The organism is Hymenobacter sp. DG25B, from assembly GCF_000801315.1.
Classification (GTDB): domain Bacteria; phylum Bacteroidota; class Bacteroidia; order Cytophagales; family Hymenobacteraceae; genus Hymenobacter.
In genome coordinates this window covers 3,514,231-3,532,058 of the sequence record NZ_CP010054.1, presented here as the reverse complement: position 1 = coordinate 3,532,058, position 17,828 = coordinate 3,514,231, and the positions used below count along the sequence as shown (strand labels likewise).

The following is a 17,828-nucleotide window of genomic DNA, read 5'->3' as shown; positions in this document are numbered from 1 at the left end:
CGGTGCCAGCAAATATAAGCAACCCACAAAGTACTTGCCTCAGTCCATTTGTTCCGTACGAACGAAAAAGCCTGAAAGGAGTTGACAGGAGCAACCTGGAATGAGTTAGATATTGCTGAAGTGCAAAAAGAGCAGAACCAACCCTAGCAATTTACGGAAAGTGTATCGGGAAAACCATAGTACAACAAAAAAGCCCCTCCAATAGTTGGAGGGGCTTTATCTTTAGCAAAGAACGAGCTTATTCTTCGTCAGCGTCTTCGCCGTGCGCATCTACGGTGCGGTCTTCAGGAATAGCGGCCAGGGCAGCTTCGGGTTCCCCTTTCACCATAGCGCGGATTTGCGCTTCAATCTTATCGGCCAGCTCTGGGTTGTCCTGCAGAATGGTTTTTACACCCTCACGGCCCTGGCCCAGCCGGTCGCCGTTGTAAGAGAACCAGGAGCCTGACTTGGCAATGATGCCCATATCCACGCCCAGGTCCAGGATTTCACCCACTTTGGAGATGCCTTCGCCGTAGATGATGTCAAACTCCACCACCTTGAAGGGCGGGGCCACTTTGTTTTTCACCACCTTCACCTTGGTGCGGTTACCGGTTACGTTGTCCTTGTCTTCCTTGATCTGGCCAATGCGGCGGATATCCAGGCGCACGGAGGCGTAGAACTTCAGGGCGTTACCACCGGTGGTAGTTTCGGGCGAGCCGAACATCACGCCGATTTTCTCGCGCAGCTGGTTAATAAAGATGCAGCAGCAGCCGGTTTTGTTGATGGTACCGGTCAGTTTCCGCAGGGCCTGCGACATCAGACGGGCATGCAGACCCACTTTGGAGTCACCCATGTCGCCTTCCAGTTCGCCTTTCGGCACCAGCGCCGCTACGGAGTCAATTACGATGATATCAATGGCACCGGAGGAAATCAGCTGATCGGCAATTTCCAGGGCTTGCTCGCCATTGTCGGGCTGGGCAATAAGCAGGTTGGTGGTATCGATGCCCAGCTTCTCGGCATACGATTTATCGAAAGCGTGCTCGGCATCGATGAAAGCCGCCAGGCCGCCTTTTTTCTGTGCTTCGGCAATGCAGTGCAGCGTCAGCGTGGTTTTACCCGAAGATTCCGGGCCATAAATCTCAACGACACGGCCGCGTGGCAAGCCGCCGATACCCAGAGCAATGTCCAGACCAAGCGAGCCAGTGCTGATAGCCGGAATATCGACCACCTTGTTGTCGCTCAGTTTCATGACGGTGCCCTTACCGTAGGCTTTATCCAGCTTGTCCATGGTAAGCTGGAGGGCTTTCATTTTTTCGGCAACGGGGTTCGAAGCAGTTTTCTCAGCTTTATCAGAGGTTGCAGCCATTAGGGAGGGGTTAAGTAGAAATGCTTAGGTTTGGTGAATGTAGGCGTTTTGAGCGGGCTGACCAACCGGGCCGCCAGCTTTTCAGTACCGGGCAGCAAGGCCATTTGGGGCTGGCTCATGATAACGCAGCTGAGCTATATTTTGTCCCCGCAATGCTAAAAAAATTCGTTGGTTTTAGGATGTTTTTTCTGTGCTAAATTTTTTAGGAAAAGACCCGCTTCGTTACCTTCTGATCCTGATAGCGCTAGGCTGGCTGGGCAGCACTAATCCCGCCTGGGCTCAGCTGGATAACCGGGCCTTTTTGCATCCGCTCCCGCTTGGCCCCAAGTACGAGCGGCAGCTGCGCCTGGATGTGCAGGGCTTTCTGTTTAACAAGGACAACGAGTATTTCAATAAGATAGACCCCGGCCGCACCTACTTTGGTGCCCACCTGGCCCCGCGCCTGGTTTACTTCCCGGCCGCTAACCTGCGCCTGGAGGCCGGCGTGTTTCTGTGGAAGGACTACGGCACGCCGCGGTTTAAGCAAATCCGGCCGCTGTTCACGCTCAAATACCGCCACGGCCCGCACAACCTGCTTTTTGGCAACCTGGAAGGCAACCTGCACCACGGCTACATTGAGCCCCTGTACGACTTTGAGCGGGTGATGACCAACCGGCTGGAGGAAGGCATCCAGTACCAGTTCCAGACGCCCCGCACCACCCTGGATGCCTGGGTAAACTGGCAGCGCCAGCAGTACCGCTTCAGCAATTTTCAGGAGGAAGTAGCCGGCGGCCTCACGGCCGAGCGCCAGCTCCTGGGCGACTCTACGGGCTGGCTGGTGAAGCTGCCCTTCCAGTTCACCGCCACGCACCACGGCGGCCAGCTCGATACCATAGATGTACCGCTGCAAACCCTCTTCAATGTAGCCGCCGGGGTGCGGGTACGGCGCGCGCTGCCTTCCAACCTGATAAGCGCGGTGCATTTTGATGGGTACGCCACGTATTTCAACGACTACTCCTTTACTGAGGCGCTGGCTTTCAAAGACGGCACCGGCTTGTACCTGAATGCCGGGGCTGATACGCGCCTTTCCAACCTGCAGGTGGCCTACTGGCATGGCAACGGCTACATCTCCCCGCTGGGCGGGCGTCTGTACCAGTCGGTATCCTCCTCGCCGGTAGATCAGGACTACGTGGAGCGGCGGCGCCAGCTCCTGATTCTGCGCGTACTGCGCGACTACCAGCTGCCCGGCCACCTCACGCTTACCACGCGCTTTGAGCCGCTGTATGACCTGAACAACGGCCTCTTCGATTTCTCCTTTGCCCTGTACCTCAATTTCAACCAGAGCTTCCTGCTGACTACGCTGCGGCCCGACTAAGCCAGGGAAGCCGGCATATCCTCACGCTTGAAGAGGAAGTACTGAATTACATCGGTGCGCAAGGGCCGCATCGTCCAGGCACGGTGGCGCGGGGGCAGCAGCTGAAAGCCCACCGACTCGGCCACGGCGCAGCTTCGGGGGTTATTGGCGCGGCACCGGATCAGGAGCCGGTCGGCGCGCATCGTTTCAAAACCAAACGCCAGGGCACCGCGCACGGCTTCGCGGGCGTAGCCTTTGCCCTCGGCCCCAGCATCCAGATAGTAACTGATTTCCGCCGTGACCTTGGTTCCCCCATTGGGCTTGAGGCTAATGTCGCCGATGTAGCAGGCGGTGGCCTGTTCCCATATGCCAAACACATATAGGTGCCCGCTGCGCCAGTCTGCGGTAAAACCATACAGCACCTGTTGAGCATCGGCCAGGGTTTGCACGGCCGCTACCCGGGTGGGAAAAGCCGGCTGCAGGCGCTGGCGGTTTTCATCCAGCAGCTGAAAGAAGGTGGCGGCGTCGCTGGGTCGGTAAGGACGCAGCTCCAGCCGCGCGGTAGTAAGCGGCGCCATGGCAGGGGCAGGCAGGGGCGGGCGAGAGGTAACCATAATCAGGAATACACCAGCTTATACGGCTCTTACAGCTTATAAAGCCGATGGATAGGGTAAAGTTTAGGCATCTGGTAACTCCCCCCGACTACCATCGTTAAGCCAGTACGTCCGGTTGCGCGCTATGCCAGCGGGTGAGCCGGGCGTATTGCTAACTGCTATAAGCTGATTTACCCACAACCAACACTTTCTAAGATGACCAGACGATTGGAAAATAAAGTAGCCATTGTAACCGGCGGTGGCTCCGGTATTGGCGAGGCCGTGGCCAAACGCTTTGCCAAAGAAGGAGCCGCCGTGGTGGTGGCTGGTTTCGCCGAAGACCCCGTGCGCGAAGTGGTAGAAGAAATACTCCAGACCGGCGGCCGGGCCGTGGCTTTTACCGGCGACATCTCCTTGCTGGCCACCGCCGAGGCCTGCGTGCAGCTGGCCGTGAAGGAATATGGCAAGCTGGATATTTTGATTAACAATGCCGGCGTGTTTCCTACCACAGCCACCCTGGATGAATATCCGGTGGAGGCGTTTGAGTATATGATCAAAAACAACATTTACTCCGCCTTCATGATGAGCCGCGCCGCCCTGCCGGAGCTGCAGAAGACCCGCGGTAACATTGTTTCGGCCGGCTCCGAGTCGGGCCAGATGGGCCTGGCCAACAATACCCCGTATGGCGGTACCAAAGGCTTTATTCACTCTTTCATGAAAGGTGTGGCAGTAGAGCAGGCCCCGCAGGGCGTGCGCGCCAACTGTGTTTGCCCCGGCCCCATTGATACCGCCTGGACGCACAAAGAAACCGGCCCCATGACCTCTAAAATGGAGAAAGGCCTGATTTCCGGCACGCCCATGGGCCGCCGCGGTACTACTGAGGAAGTAGCTAACGTGTACTTATTCCTGGCTTCCGATGAAGCCAGCTACGTAACCGGCTCCCTGTACTTTGTAGATGGCGGTACCACTGTATCCAAAGGCCCCCACGGCGACGACGTGCCCAGCGACCTGAAAAAGGAGCCCGAAGGCAGCTTAAATGTGCTGCACGCCAAAGACGGGCACACCAAAATTCGTCCGCAGGATGCCGGTAGCATGGTGGCGGAGTAAATACGAAGCCAATAGGTAAACCGCAGGCTCTGCTGTCGGGCTAAACAAAAAAGGCCGCTCTTTCCAGAGCGGCCTTTTTTGTTGCTATTTATTTCTACCGGGCTACGGCCGTGCCAGGTACTTGGTATTGCGTGGGGCTGCCCAGGGCACTTTGCGTACGCATGACATTCACCTGCCGGGCGGCTTCATTAAAGAATTCCAAACGGCGAATCAGCATTTCCTTGGTGAGTACGCGGCCTTCCGGCGTGCGCATAAACGACTTTTTATCGTCCAGAATGCGCTTCATTTCAGCTTCCGTTTCCGACTCATGCTGCATGTACTGGCGCTGAAACTCCTCTACGCGGGCCAGGCCCTCCGTGGTCAGCGTGAAGTGGGCGCCGCCTTGGTTCAGTACTTCGCAGAGAACATATATTTCCAGTGGCAGCGAGGTACCCAGCGCTGTGGTGCGCAGATCAAGCCCGGCCTGAATAGCATCCAGGATAATTTCAATATTGCGCTCAAACTGCTGGTAGTAAGCGGGAACTTCCATGGTAGGTTACTTCTGAATGCTGCGTGATGAAACTGAAAGACTCCGAGTAGGAACGGTTAATTCAGCTATACCTTAAAGGATTTCTTTTACGATTTGCTCCACCGAGATGCCTTCGGCCTCGGCCTTGAAGTTGCGCACCAGGCGGTGCCGCAGAATGGGCAGGGCTACGGCTTTCACATCTTCAATATCGGGGGAGTATTTGCCGTTGAGCAGGGCGTTGCACTTGGCGCCCACAATAAGGTGCTGGGAGGCCCGGGGGCCGGCACCCCATTCCAAGAGCTGCGTGGCGCGGGCGGCGCCCCGCTCGGTGTTGGGGCGGGTGCGGTGCACCAGGCCTACAGCGTACTCCACCACGTTATCGGCTACGGGCACACGACGGACCAGGTGCTGAAAAGCCTGAATCTCGTCGGCGTGCAACACTTTCCGCACGGTGGGCTTGTGGTCGGAGGTGGTGTTTTTTACGATTTGCAGCTCCGCCTCGTAGCTGGGGTAGTCCAGCTGAATGTTGAACATGAAGCGGTCCAGCTGGGCTTCCGGCAGGGGATAAGTGCCTTCTTGCTCAATGGGGTTCTGGGTGGCCAGCACAAAGAACGGGCGGTTGAGCGGGTAGCGCTGCCCGGCCACCGTAACGGCGTATTCCTGCATGCTTTCCAGCAGCGCAGCCTGGGTTTTGGGCGGCGTGCGGTTGATTTCGTCGGCCAGCACGATGTTGGCGAAAATCGGACCCTTCACAAACTGAAAATCCCGCTGCTGGGTGAGTGTTTCAGAGCCTACAATGTCAGAAGGCATCAAGTCCGGCGTGAACTGAATGCGGTTGAACGACAAATCCAGCGAGTCGGCAATGGTTTGGATGAGCAGCGTTTTGGCCAGGCCTGGCACGCCTACCAGCAGGCAGTGGCCCTGCGAAAACACGGCCGTAAGCACCAGCCGCACCACCTCATCCTGCCCGATAATGACTTTGCCGATTTCCTGACGCAGCGTTTGATAGGACTGGGCCAGCGCATCGGCGGCTTCTTTATCGGAGGCGAAGGGCATAGATAGGTTTTTAGTTGGTGATTGATACGCAAGGGCAGCAATTAGTGGCCTTATACGGAGGCAAAAACCGCCGCAGCCACTACCCCATCAATCTTTAATTCAGGGGTTCCAGCAGCTTGCAGCCGGCGTATTCCGGATCCACTTCAATAAACACGTTGCCGCGGTTTTTGAGGAACCAGTCGTCCAGGGCTTTGTTTTTCTTCTCCGTGAGCGCAGCCTGGGCTATTTTCTGGTAGTCATCGTTGAGGTTGGCCTGGTGGGGCGGCGTGTTCGATTTCAGCCAAATAATGCGCATGGCGTCCTTACCGTCGTCGGTGCGGTAGGGCAGGGGCTTGGTAATGCTGCCCACCTTCATGGTATCAATGGTGAAGAAGATGGCGGGGTCCAGCTTATCCAGCGGCAGGTAAGTGGTGCCGGTTTGCTGGTTCTGCAGCAGGCCGCCGTTGGCGCCGGAAAACTTGTCGTCGGAAACGTCTTTGGCGGCTTTGGCAAACGTGATACTGTCGCCCAGAATACGGGCGCGTACTTTGCTGAGCGCCTCGGCGGCTTCGTTCACGTCGGCGGTACCGGTGCTGGGCTTCAACAGAATGTGGCGGGTAGAGAAACTGTCCCCCTTGCGCTCAATCAGCTGAATAATGTGAAAACCGAACTGGGACTCTACTACCGGAGAAATCTGTCCGGGCTCCAGGCGCAGGGCAGCCGCTTCGTACTCCGGAACCAGCTCTTTGCGCTTGAAGAAGCCCAAGTAGCCGCCTTCTTTGCCGGAACCGGGGTCTTCGGAATACTGCTTGGCCAGCGTAGCAAAATCCTCACCGCCCACAATTCGGGCACGGATATCGTTGAGCTTGGCCATGGTTTCCTGCTTGGCCTTGCTGTTGGTTTTCGCCAGCTTCACAATCTGCCCTACTTCTACCTCGGTAGAATAGTAGGGGAGGCTGTCTTTAGGCGTGCGCGAAAAGTACTGGCGCACCTCGCGGGGCGTCACGGTTACTTTGCCGGCAATAATCTTCTGCATTTCCTGCGTTACCAGCTGCTCCTTTACCTGGGCACGCAGTTCCTCTTTCAGCACCCGGATGGGCTTGTTGTAGTATTCCTCCAGCTTTTTCTCAGAGCCAATCTGCTGCACAAAGTAGTTCATGCGGCGGTCCAGCTCGTCACGCACGCGGCTGTCTTCCACCACTACGGAGTCCGTTTCGGCCTTGGCCAGCATTAGCTTGTTGAGTACAATGCTCTGCAGAATTTCGCAGCGAATGTTGGGAGAAAGGGGCTTGCCGTTGGCCTGGGCCTGTTCCTGCAGCAGAATGTTCTCCAGGTCCGAGCGCAGCACAATCTGGTTGTCTACCTTCACAATGATGCCGTCAATCACCCGCTTGGGGGCGGCGTTGCGGGAAACACCCAGCTGCGCGTAGCTAGTGGCAGTGGTGCCCGCCAATAAACCGGCCACCAAAAGGACCACACGGGCCGACGAACCAAAAAAATCAATCATGAGATGCTGATAAAAGCCTGCCGGGTCAAGGTTGCGCCAGAGGCTGTTTGGCAAGGAGAACGTTCCAAGCCGCCCGTAAATTTCAGGATAATTCCTTTCTCCGGCAAAACACGCACCGAAGCCTCTGCAAGGAGTCGGGAGAAGTGCCGGGCGTTGCACGGTCGCCCAAGAAAAAGCCCCGGCTGTTTCACGGCCGGGGCTTTACGAAAGGTACGGGTTTACTTCGTAACCAGCTTGTCAACCTCGGCCTGGTTTATCGTAACCGGGTACTTGGCCCGCAGTTCGGCAATCCACTGTTTTTCGAGGAAGTTCTGGTAATCGGCCGTGGCCTGCCCACGGGCTTCGGCCAGGGTTTTGGGGCCGGCGGGCAGCACCTGCTCAATGCGCACAAAATAGTAGCGGCCATCCAGCTGGGCATTGTAGGTACCGGGCTTTTGCGGCAGGCTGTCCACCACTTTGCTGTCACCTTTGGGGTAGCCGCGCTGCTCAGCTTTCACGGCCAGCGGGTTTTGCTCGTTTAGAGCTTCTTCCAAACCGCTCAGGACGGTGGTGTTGATATCAAACTGCACGCTGCTGGCCACGGGGCGCGGGGCCACGGCGGTGCTCAGCTGCTGAGCGCCCACCTGCTTGCTCTTTAGGTAGTCTACCACGCGGGTAGCGCGGCGCTGGGCCAGGCTGGCAGCTTCGCCCCGCTTGATCTGACCCACTACGCGTACCGTAATAGCAGTGTCATTATTCAGGCTGATGGCCAGGCGGTCCAGGGCATCCTGGCCGGCTTTGGTAAGGGTGGTAGAGCCAGTTTTAAAGGTGGCGCTGGTGGGCAGGCCGCGCTTTACAGGGTATTTGCCGGCTGCCAACAGCTGCTGGGCGCGGCTGAGCAGCTGCGGCGAGGCAGCACTGATAACCGTGGCCTGCACGCGGGGCTCCCACTGGTAGTTAGCCTGGTGGTCTTTAAAGAACTTCTGAAGGCCGGCGGTGTCTTCCACGGCCTTCGACCATACTTTCTCATCCATCAGCTGGAACAGGAGAATACCGTCGCGGTACTCGTGCACCAGCATGCGGTAGTCTTCGTATTTCTGCTCCAGGTTAGCCTTTTCGAAATCTATGAGGCTTTGATTTACATACTGATCATAGAGCAGCTGCATGGTGTGGCGGGTATCGGCGCCGGGGCGGGGCTGCTGGTTCTGCTGCACGTAAGCCAGAAAATCCTTTACTAAGTAAGGTTTGCTCTTAATGGTAAATAGCGGGCTTTCATCCGATGCGTAGCCTTTGGCGACTCTGATAGTAGCAGGTGCGGTGTACTTAAAGCGGCCGTTGGTGAGGGAGGTATCTGCCTTGCTGAAGGCGTAGTCTACGGCCGCTTTATTTTCCGTGAACTGATTTTCGGTGCGGATGCGCTTGAGGAAGGCTTCGCGGTTCAGCTCTGAGCGGGAGTCCTTGGCCACCTTGCTTTTCAGCATGGGCTCCATATCCGTGAAGCTGGGCAGCGTTTGCTTGCCAATGAGCTTGATGATGTGCCAGCCATAGGGGGTTTGCACCGGTGCCGACAAATCACCCGGCTTCTGCAGCTTGAAAGCGGCTTCTTCAAAGCTGGGAATCATGCGGCCGGTACCAAAGGGAGGTATCTCGCCGCCATTGGTGGCGGAACCGCCATCCTCGGAGAACTGACTTACCAGCTTCTCCCAGTTCTCGCCGCGCTTCAAACGGCTATACAGGGCATCAATCTTCTTCTTAGCGGTTACGGAATCGGCGGCGGGCATACCGGGCGTGGCCCGAATCATGAGGTGGGCCACTTTTACCTCACCCTGCGCCGGCCGCGCATCGGTTACTTTAATAATGTGGTAGCCGTAGCGCGTGCGCACCGGCTGCGACACCTCGCCCACGGGCGTTTTGTAAGCGGCCGTTTCAAACGGATACACCATTTGCAGGGCCGTGAAATAGCCCAGCCGGCCGCCGTTTTCCTTCGCCGAAGGGTCTTCCGACGTCTCGGCCGCTACTTTAGAAAAGTCTTCGCCGCCCGTCACGCGCTGGCGCAGGGCCAGGGCCTTCTGGTAGGCAGCCAGGGTGTCTTTGGGGTCGGCATCCGGGGCCATGCGCACCAGAATGTGGGCGGCGCTGATTTCCTTGCTCAGCCGGTCGTAGGCTTCGCGCACCAGCTGGTCGGTTACGCTTTTCTCCGTGAGGTAGGGCTGGGCCAGCTGCTGCTTGTAGCCGTCCAGCTCGCGCTGAAAGGCCTGGGTCGTATCCAGCCCGCGGCTTTCGGCTTCCAGTACCTTCAGCTTGAAGTTGGTATAGAGGTCCAGATACTCCGCTACGCTGGCCTTGGTGCCGGCCTCGGGAGTGCCGCTGTTGTTTTTGCGGTACACATAGGCAAATTCCGAGGCGGGAACCTCATGCGTGCCCAGGGTTTCCAGAACGGGCTGTTTGGCGGAAGAAGGAGTCTTGGACGTCTGGCAACCGGCCAGCAGTACCGTGGCTACGGCCCCGGTCAAAAGAATGCGTCTGCGCATACAGTAGGATAGAAGGCAAGGAAAGTCGGCGGCGGGGTAACGCCCCGGGGTGGCTGACTAGTGCAATTTTACGGATTTTTTTCTGCCCATCCAGCCCATAAAAAAGCACCCTGCGGGGAGCAGGGTGCTCAACACGGCCCAGGCGGTGTAGCTTCAGGCCAGCGTCTTGTAAAGCCGGCAGATATTGTAGTTGCCGCTGTGGGTAAACTCCACCCGATCCATAATGCGGTTAACCAGCGTCATGCCCACGCCGCCCTTCTTGCCGGTGCGGATGTGCTCCAGCAAATCCGGCTCCAGATAGGTGCTGGGGGAGTAGGAAATGCCCTGGTCGCGCAGCTCAATGGTGAAGGTTTTGTTGTGCATATCCAGCCGGATGTCCAGATACTGATTGGCATCTTCGGCGTTGGCATGAATAATCAGGTTGGCTACCACCTCATCTATGGCCAGAATAATCTGATTTACCTGCACAGCATTCTGGCCATACTCTACTAAGTACCCGGACACGAAGTCGCGCACCACTTTCAGATTGCTTCGGTTGCAACTGATTCGGATTGCGTTCTTCATTTCAGAGGCGTTAGCGGGTAAGAATTATAAAGCAACTGCCTCAGCTTCTGATGGTACAATAGTCATCAGACTATCCAGCCCCAGAATTTCGAAAACGTTGTGCACCTTCTCCTGCATGTTAAAGAAGGCCAGCTTAACGCCAGCATCCTGAAAACGCTGCAGGTGGGAGATGAATACGCCCAGACCAGCGGAAGAAATATAATTGAGCCGCTGGCAGTCAATCAGCACCTTTTTATTGTTCAGAATATCGGGCTGCGAGAGCTCCGTATCCAGCAGAACGGATGAACTGGCATCCAGTTCGCCGTCCAGCGTAAGCGTGAGGGTATTTTCCGAAGTCTGTTGAGTTATTTTCATAACACTTCTTTACGTTAGGGGTGAGTGCCTGGTTGAGCGGTTTTGAATTTGATTACCAGCAGCGTCTGGTCGTCGTGAATGGGCTGCCCGTAGCTGAATTCGCCTAAATCCTCCAGAATGGCTTCTTTGATTTCATCCGCCTGCAGGTAGTATGTCTTTTCCAGCATCTGGCGCAGGCGCTCCTCGCCGTATTCTTCCTGTTCGGCGTTACGGGCCTCCACAATGCCATCGGTGTAAATCACCATCACGTCGCCGGGGTTGTAATCGTAGAACTGGTTTTTAATGTACTTATCGTACGTCTCGTTGCGAATGATGCCCAGACCCAGGCCTGCCGAGCGGAAAAACGCCACTTCTTCTTTTAAAGAGTGGTAATACAGCGTGTGGCAGTGGCCGGCGCGGGCAAACACAAAGCCCCCGCTTTCATACTCCACAATGTAGAGCGTAGCCGTAATAAAGGAGGAGCGCTCCAGGCAATGCACCAAGGCGCGGTTGGCCATAGCCATAAACTTACTGGGCAGCGGGAAACGCTCCTTTTCGTCCTTGGCCAGCGGGTTTTCCTGCATCAGCGCATGAAAGATGCCCTTCATTTGCGCCATGTGGAAAGCCGCCGTAATACCCTTGCCCGATACGTCGCCAATCAGAATAGCCAGGCCCTTACCAGGCAGGTGCAGAAAGTCGTAAAAATCGCCCCCAACTTCCTTAGCCGCTAAGGCATGGGAGCTGATTTCAAACCAGTTATCAGTAGGAAGTGTTTTGGGAATAAGACTTTCCTGGACGGAGCTGGCAATTTTTAGCTCCTCTTTGTAGCGCTCATTCTGAATGGAGTCCTGCAGCAGGCGCAGATTCTCGATGCTGAGGATGGTCTGGCTGGCAAACGTCTGGAGCATGCTCAGGCTTTCCCGATCAAAGCCCTGGCGGGTTTGGCGCAGCAGGTATAAGTCGCCGTAGGTGTGTTTGGCGGAGCGCAGGGGCAGCACCAGCAGGGAGCCAAACGGCAGGTCCAGGGCCCGGAAGCCGCTGCTGCTGGGTAAGTCGTTGTTGAGGTATTCTATGCCGCTGATGTTGTAATCCTTCAGCAGGCCTTCCATGGCCAGGCTCTGCGCCTCAGTTACCACTTCCAGGCGGCTGTAGGGTTCACCTTCCAGGCTATTAATCCGCAGCCAGGCGGCTTCGGCATTCACCGTCTGGCGGGCGGCATCAAAAAAGGAAGTATAAATCTCTACTTCTGACTGCCCGCGCTGAATTTGCTGCGTGAGGCGCTGCATGGTCATGATTTCCTCGCGCTTCTGCTCAAATACGCCGGCCGTGGGCAGGTTGAAGAGCGTAACGAGCAACCCCATCAGGGCATAAAACGCGGCGAAGAATACCGTGAGCAGCAGGAACGCATGCTGCGGTTGAGGCGCCACCAACTGCGGATCGTGGCGAATACGCAGGAAGTAGATAGTGAAAACGCCCAGCGCCAGCAGTACCCCCAGTTGCAGCAGAATAACCTCCCACTTTTGGCGGCGGTTGAGGTAAGCTACCCAGCGCTGGTGGCTGCTGAGATAAGCGCCAAACACCCCCAGCGCCCCTAGAATAATACCGGCTGCCAGCAGCGGTAACTGCAGGTTTACTAGCCGAAGCAGCAAGGTGCTACCCAGCAATACCTCAAACCAAGCCCACTGCTTATGTACGGTAGGCGAAGCGCGAAACAGCACCAACGACCGCCACGTGTAGCAGGTATGGGCCAGAAATAACACAAACAACCCCAGATTCAGGGTGTAGATGATGGCAAACAGGGTGCGGTCGGCAATGCCCAGCTGAAACTGCAGCAGCCGCTCCAATAAGTGCAGGCCTACGCAAATGCTGGCCAGCAACCCCGGTCCCATAATCAGCCGGCGCAACACCCCCACGAAATCCGTGCCGCGCAGTGGGTCGGGCTGGTAGCGCTGGTGCAGGAAAACACTGCCCACAAAAACTCCCTGGGCCAGCAGTGTGAGCCAGGCCGGCAGTTGTACCGCTAGGAGCGTAGGATTAGCCCGCAGCAGCGTGGTGAGCAGCAAAGCAACCCAGCTTACTAATGCCAGTGGCAACGCCAAGGACTTCAATGGCTGCGTTTGGGGCATGAACAGGGAATAGAAATACGCCGAAGCGGAAGTAAGCGTGGAGTAAAAAACAAAGGCAAATTACCGTAAACACGGTAAAATAAGCCTGCACCCGCCAAAAGGGCTGGCGCCGGCAGGGCAATATACAGCCGTTTCGGCCACTACGCCGAAGTAGCTGCGCTAAAATGTATAGCCCGGGAAAAACCAGCCGGCTACTAACCACAACCGGCAGCCCATTTGGGCTGCCGGTTGTGGTTTCTTTAAAAGGCTATAATAGCCTAGCGGCTACTGTAGTTAGGCGACTCACTGGTAATTTGTACATCGTGGGGGTGCGACTCCCGCAGGCCGGCGCCGGTGATGCGCACCATGCGGGCCTCCTGCAATTTTTCTATGGTACCCGCGCCGCAGTAGCCCATGCCGGCGCGCAAACCGCCGGCCAGCTGGTACAGCACCTCGCCGGCGCCGCCCTTGTAAGGCACGCGGCCCACAATGCCTTCCGGCACCAGCTTTTTGATATCATCTTCGGCATCCTGAAAATAACGGTCCTTGGAGCCGTCTTCCATGGCTTCTACCGAACCCATGCCGCGGTAGCTTTTGAATTTGCGGCTTTCATAAATGATGACCTCGCCGGGGGCCTCCTCAGTGCCGGCCAGCAGGGAGCCAATCATGATGGAAGAGGCACCGCCGGCCAGGGCTTTCACCACGTCGCCGGAGAATTTCACGCCGCCATCCGCAATCAGCGGTACGCCGGTGCCCTGCAGGCCACGGGCAGCTTCCATCACGGCCGAGAGCTGCGGAACCCCAATACCGGCAATAATACGGGTGGTGCAGATAGAGCCGGGCCCTACGCCCACCTTCACGGCGTCGGCGCCGGCATCGGCCAGGGCGCGGGCGCCTTCGGCGGTGGCCACGTTGCCGGCAATAACTTCCAGGTTAGGGTAGTGGCGCTTAATGTTGCGCACGGCATCCAATACGCCTTTGCTGTGGCCGTGGGCCGTATCTACGCTCACCACGTCTACGCCGGCTTCTATCAGGGCCTTCACCCGGTCCAGCAAGTCGGGCGTTACGCCCACGGCCGCGCCCACGCGCAGGCGGCCGAACTCATCTTTGCAGGCGTTGGGTGTGCGGCGGCGCTTGCGGATGTCTTTATAGGTAATCAGACCCACCAGGCGGCCTTCGGTGTCTACTACCGGCAGCTTTTCTACTTTCGATTCCTGCAGAATGTCTTCGGCGCGGGCCAGCTCGGTGCCGGCCATGGCCGTTACCAGCTTCTCTCGGGTCATCACCTCCGATACAGCGCGGGTCATATCCTTCTCAAAGCGCAGGTCGCGGTTGGTCAGAATGCCTTTCAGGCGGTGCTGGCCGTCCACAATCGGAATGCCGCCAATTTTATTGTCGCGCATCAGCTTGCGGGCATCCCCCAGAGTGGCTGTTTCCGTCAGCGTAAACGGGTCCATAATCATTCCGCTTTCCGAGCGTTTCACGCGGCGCACCAGCTCGGCCTGGGCCCGGATGCTCATGTTTTTGTGGATGACGCCAATGCCGCCCTCCTGCGCCATAGCAATGGCCATTTCGGCTTCGGTCACGGTATCCATGGCCGCCGAAACGAAGGGGAGGTTCAACCGGATGTTGCGGGTCAGCTGCGTGCTGGTGTCGGCGTCGCGGGGCAATACCTCCGAATAGGCAGGCAGCAGCAGAACGTCGTCGTAAGTAAGCGCCTCGAAGGCAATTTTGGCAGCGTAGTCGGCCATGGCAACAAGAAGATTAGGTGGTTCTTATTGCCGGATAAAATTACGACGAAAAGTTGGGTTGCGCGTTATCAGGCCCGTGGGTTTGTCGCTGCAAACAAAGCTTAACCGTCACAGTAAAGTCAAAATAAACCGTTTTTAACGCTGCAGAGCCACTTCTGTCATTGTTTTCAGTGATTTAACAGCAACCGCCCGGAAGTCAGGATAAAAACGTGCGGCAGGAGATTTTACAGGCCGTTCTGCTTTTTGGTGCCGCGGGTAGGAGGCGCTTCCAGGGGGTTATCAGGCCAATAATGCTTGGGGTAGCGGCCCCGCAAATCCTTGCGCACCTCAAAATAGCCGGTGGCCCAGAAGCTGCGCAGGTCGCGGGTAACCTGGGCCGGGCGGTAGCCGGGGGAAAGCAAATGCAGGGTAAGCGGTACCTGCCCATTATACACGGTAGGCGTATCCAGCAGGCCAAATACTTCCTGCAGGCGCACGGCCAATACGGGCGTGGCGGGGTCAGCATAGTCCAGCCGGATGCGGGTGCCGGTGGGCACTTCCAGGTGGGAGGGCGCCAGCCGTTCCAGTGTCTGGCGCTGCGGCCAGCCCTGTGGCAGCCAGTTCAGCAGGGCCTCGCCTAAATCAATTCGTTGGATTTCAGCCCAGGAGCGCACATTATCCAAAAACGGCCCCAGCCATGCCGGCAGCGCGGCCAGCAAGGCCTCGTCCGAGACATCAGGCCACTCCGCGGGGCTGTGGTGATGCAGGAAAGCCAGCCGCTCGCGCAGCTGCGTAGCGGCTTCTGACCAGGGCAGACGGGCAATGCCGGCTGCCTGCAAAGCCTCCAGCAGCGCCTGCCGCATAATTTCGGGGGCGGGGTTAGTCAGGTTGGATTCGCTCAGGCGAAGGGCCCCCAACTGCCGCAGCCTGCGCGCGGTAACGCGGCCCGTGGCTTCATCCCAGCGCACTTCCTCGGTGGTCGTAATCTGGTCGGCGAAGTACTGCTCCAACTCGGCCTTATCCAGAGGCGCCGCTAGTCCGGCCCGGGGGTTGGTAGCAGTACCATCCAAATGCGCCACGGCAAAAAACTGGTCAGTCTTGCTGAAATACTCATCCGGCAAGGCGGCGCGCTGGCCCGTAACCAGCCGCACGCGCTCCGGCGTTTCGCGCTGGGCCAGCCGGTCGGGGTAGGCCAGGCCCGCCAGCAAACCAGCTACGTCCGGCTCTATGGCCGATGAACTTACACCAATGCGGGAGCGGAGCATGCTGGCTGCCTCGCGCACTCGTCGCAGGGCCGCCGCGTCGGGATGCAGGCCCGGCAGCGGGGCGCGGCCACTGGCCAGGACTTCCAGACGCAGGCGCAGGTCGGGCGGGCCAAAGGAGCCATCGGCGGGGCGCAGAATGTCGCGCTCCGTGAGCAGGGCGGCCAGGGCGCAGGCCGTGGCCCCGTGGCCCGCTTCTTTGCCGCGCACCACCAAATGCGCCAGGCGGGGCGCCAGGCCCAAGCCGGCCAGCGCCCGGCCGTGGGGAGTAGGCAGCGTATCGGTATTAACGGCCTGCAGGCGGAGCAGGAGTTGGCGGGCCTGGGCCAGGGCGGGGGCAGGGGGCGTATCCAGCCAGCGCAGGCTAGTCGCGTCGCGGGTGCCCCAAAGGGCCAGTTCCAGAGCCAAAGAGCTGAGGTCGGCCGTCAGGATTTCGGGGGGCAGGTGATGGGGGCGGTGCTGCTGCTCGGCTGCGGTCCAGAGGCGGTAGCAGGTGCCGGGGCCCAGGCGACCGGCTCGTCCCCGGCGCTGGTCGGCGGCGGCCTGGCTCACGGGCACGGTGGCCAGCGTGGTAAGGCCCGTGCGGGGCTCAAACTGCGGCACGCGGGCAAAGCCACCATCTACCACAATGGTGACGCCCTCAATGGTGAGGCTGGTTTCGGCAATGCTGGTGGCCAGCACAATCTTGCGCCGGCCGGCGGGGGCGGGGCGCAGGGCGGCATCCTGCTGTTCCAGGGGCAGCTCGCCGTGCAGCAGATGGATGTCAATGGTAGCAGCCAAGGTAGGCGTCAGGCGCTCAGCCACCCGGCGCTGGTCAGCCAGGCCCGGCAGAAAAACCAGCACATCGCCGGTGGGGTGGTGCGCCAGGGCTTCGCGGATGATGACGGGGGCCAGATCCTGCAGCAGCTCATGCGGGCGGCGGCTGGCCGCTGCCGCCCGGGCCGGCGACAGGTAATTGGTTTCGACGGGGAACATGCGCCCCAAACTGCTGACCACGGGTGCGCTCAGCCACCGGCCCAAACGCTCGGCATCCAGGGTGGCACTCATCACCAGAATCCGCAGATCCGGCCGCAGTACGGCCTGGGCATCCAGGGCCAGGGCCAGCCCGAGGTCGGCCTGCAGGTTGCGCTCATGAAACTCGTCAAACAGCACTGCTGCTACGCCTTCCAGGGCGGGGTCGTCCTGCAGCTGGCGCGTCAGAATAACTTCCGTTACTACTTCGATGCGGGTGCGGGCCGATATTTTGCTTTCCAGGCGCATGCGGTAGCCCACAGTCTGGCCTACCGGCTCGCCCAGCAGCTGGGCCATGCGCGTGGCCGCCGCCCGGGCCGCCAGGCGGCGGGGTTCCAGCACAATGATGCGGCCGGTGGGTGGCATCCAATCAGCGTGCAGCAGCGCCAAAGGCACTATCGTGGTTTTGCCGGCGCCGGGCGGGGCCTGCAAAACCACGCACGGATTCTCCTGCAGGGCGGCCAGCAGCTCGGGAAGGGCAGCGCGAATGGGTAAATCAGGGAGTTGCACGCAGGGCAGGAAAGAAGGTTAGTATACCGGCACGGAAGGATCTACGCGCAGGCTCCAGGCGTGAATGCCGCCGCGTAGGTTGAGCAGGTTGGTCAGGCCGTGGCGGTGCTGCAGGTAAGCCAGCGCCTGCATGGAGCGCACGCCGTGGTGGCAGATCAGCACTACCTGCTTATCGGTAGCCAGCTCTGCCACGCGGCCGGGCAGGTCGCCTAAGGGAATCAGTAGGCTGCCTTCGATGCGGCAAAAGTCGTATTCTTCCGGCTGACGGACATCTACGAGCTGCACGGCGGGGCCTTCCTGCAGGCGGGTCTGGAGCGCTTCGGGGGTGAGTTCGGGGAGCATAAAAAGTAGTTATCCGGCAGGATGACTACTCAC

The 17,828-nt window shown here is 58.6% G+C and carries 14 protein-coding genes; 2 read left to right on the top strand and 12 right to left on the bottom strand.

The genetic code is table 11. The features are described 5' to 3' along the window. Positions 1-238: 238 nt before the first annotated feature. Positions 239-1,345, bottom strand: coding sequence for a recombinase RecA (gene recA, locus PK28_RS15160; protein WP_044515257.1), 1,107 nt, complete (start codon positions 1,343-1,345; stop codon positions 239-241). Positions 1,346-1,646: 301 nt separating this feature from the next. Between recA and PK28_RS15155 the strand changes: the two genes are divergently transcribed. Beyond that, positions 1,647-2,699, top strand: coding sequence for a lipid A deacylase (locus tag PK28_RS15155; protein ID WP_156126424.1), 1,053 nt, complete (start codon positions 1,647-1,649; stop codon positions 2,697-2,699). Here the strand turns inward: PK28_RS15155 and PK28_RS15150 are convergent. After that, positions 2,696-3,256 (bottom strand): GNAT family N-acetyltransferase, encoded by a 561-nt coding sequence (locus PK28_RS15150; protein ID WP_044515256.1) that lies wholly within the window; start codon positions 3,254-3,256, stop codon positions 2,696-2,698. The genes PK28_RS15155 and PK28_RS15150 overlap by 4 nt on opposite strands. A 231-nt stretch (positions 3,257-3,487) precedes the next feature. Between PK28_RS15150 and PK28_RS15145 the strand changes: the two genes are divergently transcribed. Beyond that, positions 3,488-4,378 carry an SDR family NAD(P)-dependent oxidoreductase gene (locus PK28_RS15145; RefSeq protein ID WP_044515255.1) on the top strand — a complete coding sequence of 297 codons (891 nt, stop codon included), beginning with the start codon at positions 3,488-3,490 and terminating at the stop codon, positions 4,376-4,378. A gap of 94 nt (positions 4,379-4,472) precedes the next feature. Here the strand turns inward: PK28_RS15145 and PK28_RS15140 are convergent, their stop codons facing one another. The 10 genes from PK28_RS15140 to PK28_RS15095 form a co-directional block, all read right to left on the bottom strand. Continuing rightward, on the bottom strand, positions 4,473-4,907 hold the full coding sequence (locus PK28_RS15140; protein WP_044515254.1) for a hypothetical protein: 435 nt from the start codon (positions 4,905-4,907) through the stop codon (positions 4,473-4,475). A 72-nt stretch (positions 4,908-4,979) separates the two neighbouring features. Then, complete coding sequence (locus PK28_RS15135) at positions 4,980-5,942, bottom strand: AAA family ATPase (RefSeq protein WP_044515253.1); 963 nt, start codon at positions 5,940-5,942, stop codon at positions 4,980-4,982. A gap of 94 nt (positions 5,943-6,036) precedes the next feature. Beyond that, the gene (locus PK28_RS15130; RefSeq protein WP_071885157.1) at positions 6,037-7,428 is read right to left on the bottom strand and encodes a peptidylprolyl isomerase; all 1,392 of its coding nucleotides are present in this window, start codon (positions 7,426-7,428) and stop codon (positions 6,037-6,039) included. A 218-nt stretch (positions 7,429-7,646) separates the two neighbouring features. Further along, positions 7,647-9,938, bottom strand: a complete 2,292-nt coding sequence (locus PK28_RS15125; protein ID WP_044515250.1) for a peptidylprolyl isomerase — start codon at positions 9,936-9,938, stop codon at positions 7,647-7,649. A 153-nt stretch (positions 9,939-10,091) separates the two neighbouring features. Further along, a complete protein-coding gene (locus PK28_RS15120; protein ID WP_044515248.1) occupies positions 10,092-10,502 on the bottom strand; it encodes an ATP-binding protein in 411 nt (136 codons plus the stop codon). Positions 10,503-10,526: 24 nt separating this feature from the next. Then, the gene (locus tag PK28_RS15115) at positions 10,527-10,856 is read right to left on the bottom strand and encodes an STAS domain-containing protein (RefSeq protein ID WP_044515245.1); all 330 of its coding nucleotides are present in this window, start codon (positions 10,854-10,856) and stop codon (positions 10,527-10,529) included. A gap of 14 nt (positions 10,857-10,870) precedes the next feature. After that, on the bottom strand, positions 10,871-12,961 hold the full coding sequence (locus PK28_RS15110) for a PP2C family protein-serine/threonine phosphatase (RefSeq protein WP_082017146.1): 2,091 nt from the start codon (positions 12,959-12,961) through the stop codon (positions 10,871-10,873). 257 nt (positions 12,962-13,218) lie between these two features. After that, on the bottom strand, positions 13,219-14,691 hold the full coding sequence (gene guaB, locus PK28_RS15105) for an IMP dehydrogenase (protein WP_044515243.1): 1,473 nt from the start codon (positions 14,689-14,691) through the stop codon (positions 13,219-13,221). A 224-nt stretch (positions 14,692-14,915) separates the two neighbouring features. Further along, positions 14,916-17,453: an ATP-dependent helicase HrpB gene (gene hrpB, locus PK28_RS15100; protein WP_044515240.1), complete on the bottom strand. Its 2,538-nt coding sequence runs from the start codon at positions 17,451-17,453 to the stop codon at positions 14,916-14,918. Between the two features lie 18 nt (positions 17,454-17,471). Next, positions 17,472-17,795: a rhodanese-like domain-containing protein gene (locus PK28_RS15095; protein ID WP_044515237.1), complete on the bottom strand. Its 324-nt coding sequence runs from the start codon at positions 17,793-17,795 to the stop codon at positions 17,472-17,474. Positions 17,796-17,828 lie beyond the last annotated feature (33 nt).

Coding starts and splice junctions, on each gene's coding strand:
- recA (WP_044515257.1), bottom strand. CDS start 1,345: ATGGCTGCAACCTCTGATAAAGCTGAGAAAACTGCTTCGAACCCCGTT.
- PK28_RS15150 (WP_044515256.1), bottom strand. CDS start 3,256: ATGGCGCCGCTTACTACCGCGCGGCTGGAGCTGCGTCCTTACCGACCC.
- PK28_RS15145 (WP_044515255.1), top strand. CDS start 3,488: ATGACCAGACGATTGGAAAATAAAGTAGCCATTGTAACCGGCGGTGGC.
- PK28_RS15140 (WP_044515254.1), bottom strand. CDS start 4,907: ATGGAAGTTCCCGCTTACTACCAGCAGTTTGAGCGCAATATTGAAATT.
- PK28_RS15135 (WP_044515253.1), bottom strand. CDS start 5,942: ATGCCCTTCGCCTCCGATAAAGAAGCCGCCGATGCGCTGGCCCAGTCC.
- PK28_RS15130 (WP_071885157.1), bottom strand. CDS start 7,428: ATGATTGATTTTTTTGGTTCGTCGGCCCGTGTGGTCCTTTTGGTGGCC.
- PK28_RS15125 (WP_044515250.1), bottom strand. CDS start 9,938: ATGCGCAGACGCATTCTTTTGACCGGGGCCGTAGCCACGGTACTGCTG.
- PK28_RS15120 (WP_044515248.1), bottom strand. CDS start 10,502: ATGAAGAACGCAATCCGAATCAGTTGCAACCGAAGCAATCTGAAAGTG.
- PK28_RS15115 (WP_044515245.1), bottom strand. CDS start 10,856: ATGAAAATAACTCAACAGACTTCGGAAAATACCCTCACGCTTACGCTG.
- PK28_RS15110 (WP_082017146.1), bottom strand. CDS start 12,961: ATGCCCCAAACGCAGCCATTGAAGTCCTTGGCGTTGCCACTGGCATTA.
- guaB (WP_044515243.1), bottom strand. CDS start 14,691: ATGGCCGACTACGCTGCCAAAATTGCCTTCGAGGCGCTTACTTACGAC.
- PK28_RS15095 (WP_044515237.1), bottom strand. CDS start 17,795: ATGCTCCCCGAACTCACCCCCGAAGCGCTCCAGACCCGCCTGCAGGAA.